We start from the raw sequence: 4,124 nt of genomic DNA, 5'->3' as shown, positions 1-4,124 counted from the left end.
AATAAAACCAACGGTGTTGTTACGATAAGCATCCCAGTCAGTTTCTTTAAAGTTCTTAGTTGATTCACCATTCAGAACCAATGAACCTTATCGTCGCGCCTTCTACTACATTGAAAGTCGTTTGGTTCACACAGAAAAGCAACTTTTAGGCGTCGTTGATAAGAATATTTTCATCAAGCCACGCGATCTTGAAAACCTTGAAAATATTCCTGTTTACAACGATCCTCAAGAATTTAAGGCTGATCTTGAAACTATCAAGGCTTCACTTGATGAAGATCATGATCAAGCTGTAACTCATAGTTTCTTTACTGAAATTTTAGAGGCAATTGATGTCTTCGGCTTCCACTTAGCCACTATCGATATGCGTCAAGATTCGAGTGTTAATGAAGCTTGTGTAGCAGAACTACTTAAGAGTGCTGGTATTTGCGACGATTACAGCGATTTAAGTGAAGATGAAAAGATCAAGCTTTTGCTTAATGAACTTGAAAATGATCCACGTAATTTACATGCTAACAACAAGCCTAAGTCTGAATTGTTGCAAAAAGAATTAAAGATCTACAAGACTGCACGTCAATTAAAGGATCGCTTGGGTGAAGATGTTATTAAGCAACACATCATTTCTCACACTGAAAGTGTATCTGACATGCTTGAACAAGCAGTTATGTTGAAGGAATATGACCTTTTAGATAATGAAAAAGCTCGTGTTCAAGTAGTCCCACTATTTGAAACGGTTGAAGACTTGCTTAATGCACGTGAAATTATAACTGAATATTTGAACTTCCCTATCGTTAAGAAGTGGCTTGCATCCCAAAATAACTATCAAGAAATCATGCTCGGCTACTCTGATTCCAACAAAGATGGTGGTTACCTCGCCTCATGCTGGAACCTTTATAAGGCACAAAGAGATTTAACCGCCATCGGTGAAAAGATGGGTGTCAAGATTACCTACATGCACGGTCGTGGCGGTACCGTTGGTCGTGGTGGTGGTCCTTCTTACGATGCTATTACTGCTCAACCATTCAAGTCAATTAACGATCGTATCCGTATGACTGAACAAGGTGAAATCATTCAAAACAAGTACGGCAATAAAGACACTGCCTACTACAACTTGGAAATGCTTGCTTCTGCCGCAATTGATCGAATGGTTTCAAAACAAATCGTTAGTGAAGATCATATTCAGGACTTCCGTTCATCAATGGATCAGATTGTCGATGAAAGCAACAAGATTTATCGCGAGCTTGTCTTTGAGAATCCGGCCTTTCTTGATTACTTCTTCCAGGCTACTCCTATCAAGGAAATCTCTAACTTAAATATTGGTTCTCGTCCAGCTTCAAGAAAGAAATTGACTGACTTCTCTGGTTTGAGAGCTATTCCTTGGGTATTCTCTTGGTCACAAAGTAGAATTATGTTTCCTGGCTGGTATGGTGTAGGTTCTGCCTTCAAGCACTTCATCGATGCTGATCCAGCTAACTTGAAGGAATTACAAGAAATGTACAAAGGTTGGCCATTCTTCAACTCATTGCTTGCAAATGTTGATATGGTATTGTCTAAGTCAAACATGGATATTGCTAGAGAATACGCTAACCTTTGTGATGATGAAGAAACCAAGAAAGTCTTTGATATTATTTACAAAGAATGGAAATTAACTAAGAAAGTCATCTTACAAATTGAGAATCATGATGAACTCTTAGCTGAAGCTCCTGTATTGAAGCAAAGCTTGGATTATAGAATGCCTTACTTCAACATCTTGAACTACATTCAAATTGAAATGATCAAACGTGGTCGTGAAGATGAAATTCAAGGTGTTTACCACAGCATCATACCTATCACTATTAATGGTGTGGCTTCAGGCTTACGTAATTCAGGTTAAAACCAGAAATAACTTGGTAACCGAATTTACCAAGTTATTTTTTATTTATTTCTTGTATAATCATTTCAAAGATGATATTCTAGTTAAAATAATAAATTTAAATAAATATTTTGTTTAAGCGAGGAATTCTTATGTATAGCATTTATACTAACTTTTTTGAATCAACTTCCTCCTCAAGTTACTCTGATCAGCTTGAGTGATTTTGGTATGCTTTAAACAAAATAAAAAAGATTAAACCGAATTCACTTTATTTAATGAACTATTGAATAAACTGGATTCGGTTTTTGTTTTAAGGAGGGTATCTTTTATGGAAAAAGAAAATAACGAGCTCAGGCGGTCATTAGGCTTTGGTTCAGCAATTTCAATTGTGATTGGGACTATCATCGGTTCCGGAATTTTCTTCAAACAAGCTTCTATTCTAGACAGTGCCGGGTCATCCACCATGGCGATTGCCGCCTGGATTTTCGGTGGTGTCATCACCTTAACCGCTGGATTAACGATTGCTGAAATCGGTGCACAAATGCCATATACTGGTGGACTTTATGTCTATGTCGAGAATCTGTATGGCCGAATTTGCGGTTTCTTGGCCGGTTGGATGCAAGTTATTGTCTACGGTCCGGCGATCATTGCTTCCGTGGCTGGTTTTATGAGTATCATGATCACCAACTTGTTTGGTATTGACGCAAAATGGCGCATCCCCGTTGCATTGATTACGATTATCGCCATTGGCTTGATGAACTTTTTAGAAAACAACGTTGCTGCAGCCTTTTCGGTAATCACGACAATCGGCAAAATGATTCCTATTGCGGCGATTATCATCTTTGGTTTGTTCTGGGGTCATCAAGATGCATTGGGCCAAACAGTCAGCGAAGTTAACCGTTCAACTGGCGGTTTTGGTGTTGCAGTTTTAGCAACCTTATTTGGTTATGATGGTTGGATTCTGATCGCTAACTTAGGTGGCGAAATGAAAAATCCGCAAAAATTACTTCCTAAGGCAATCATTTTAGGTATTAGTTCTGTATTAGTAATTTATACTTTGATCACTATTGGTATCTTTAGATTTATTCCTGCTAATATGATTCATAGTCTCGGTGAAAACACCACTTCATATCTTGCAACTAAGGCCTTTGGTGAAATCGGTGGTAAACTTCTTTCAATTGGAATCATCATTTCGATGATGGGGACTTTGAACGGAAAGATCATTACTTTCCCTAGAATTGTTTACGCGATGGCACGTCGTGGCGACTTACCATTTTCACGTCTTCTTTCATACGTAACTCCAAAAGGAAAATCACCAATCATCGCCACGGTCTTCATCATCATTCTTGCCACAATTATGATGCTCTTCTTTGATCCGGATCACCTTTCAGATTTATGTGTATTCACTATCTATTGCTTCTACTTGATGACCTTCTTCGGTATTTTCATTCTAAGGAAGAAAAACAACAAGCGACCATTTAGTACGCCTCTTTATCCTTTAGTACCAATTGTTGCAATCGCTGGTGGTCTTTTTGTACTAATCAGTGAATTGTTCAACGATCCTGCTGGTGTATTGTTATTTGTTAGCATTGTAGTCATTGGTTTACCTGTCCTTTATGTGGTTAAGCGAATGGATAGTAAACGATTGAAATAATCAAAACCCGTCTCAGCATATTGAGACGGGTTTATTTTTATATTCAGGTTAATTTTTATTCAAACCAACCGCAAACAAGGCTATCGCCAAGAACATTGCCAGCTCAGGCACGATCACGTTTATCATACTCAAGTTTCGAATAAGATATATCGAACAAACTGCTGCGACTGCTAGAGTAACAGCAATGTCTTTTATCCTGACTGCTCTTTCTGATTTGGTTACCCAACTAACAATAAGCATAATAATTCCTACAATAAGCAAAAGACCTGCAGTAAACATCAACACTGATGATGTATCGAAATCTTTAAAAACTGGAATTGCACTAATTAATAAAACCAGACCAAAGACGATGAAAACTATGCCAGCGTTGAATAAATTAAATGCTTCATGCCTATTTCTAAAACTGAAGAAAGCTAAAAAAGCTGCTACTAGTGTATTTATAAGTAAAACTACCCACATTTTGTTTATCCTTACTTGTAATGAACTTCTACCTTAGTATGATATGAAAGCCATCTACAATGAACGCGGCGCGTTTGTGGTTGAATGTATTAAAGCTTTTTGCGAGCAACTGAAGCAAGAACAAGAAAAGCCTAATAATCAATACGCCGAATTATATAGAAG

Annotated in this window: 2 protein-coding genes and 1 pseudogene; 2 read left to right on the top strand and 1 reads right to left on the bottom strand. The window is 37.7% G+C overall.

Annotated features, from left to right (window positions below; all coding sequences use genetic code 11):
- Positions 1 to 61: 61 nt before the first annotated feature.
- Together ppc and BN1206_RS05070 are read left to right on the top strand one after the other, a co-directional pair.
- A pseudogene (ppc, locus tag BN1206_RS05075) lies at positions 62 to 1,870 on the top strand (phosphoenolpyruvate carboxylase); the annotation flags it as partial.
- 307 nt (positions 1,871 to 2,177) lie between these two features.
- The gene (locus BN1206_RS05070) at positions 2,178 to 3,503 is read left to right on the top strand and encodes an APC family permease (protein ID WP_014565871.1); all 1,326 of its coding nucleotides are present in this window, start codon (positions 2,178 to 2,180) and stop codon (positions 3,501 to 3,503) included.
- A gap of 48 nt (positions 3,504 to 3,551) precedes the next feature.
- On the opposite strand, the gene BN1206_RS05065 is transcribed toward BN1206_RS05070, so the two are convergent.
- Positions 3,552 to 3,962: a hypothetical protein gene (locus BN1206_RS05065; RefSeq protein ID WP_013437978.1), complete on the bottom strand. Its 411-nt coding sequence runs from the start codon at positions 3,960 to 3,962 to the stop codon at positions 3,552 to 3,554.
- Positions 3,963 to 4,124: the final 162 nt, after the last annotated feature.

It is taken from the genome of Lactobacillus sp. OTU4228 (assembly GCF_001006945.1).
GTDB classification, from domain to species: domain Bacteria; phylum Bacillota; class Bacilli; order Lactobacillales; family Lactobacillaceae; genus Lactobacillus; species Lactobacillus amylovorus.
The sequence above is the reverse complement of the archived record's forward strand: the minus strand, read 5'-3'. Positions and strand labels throughout refer to the sequence as shown.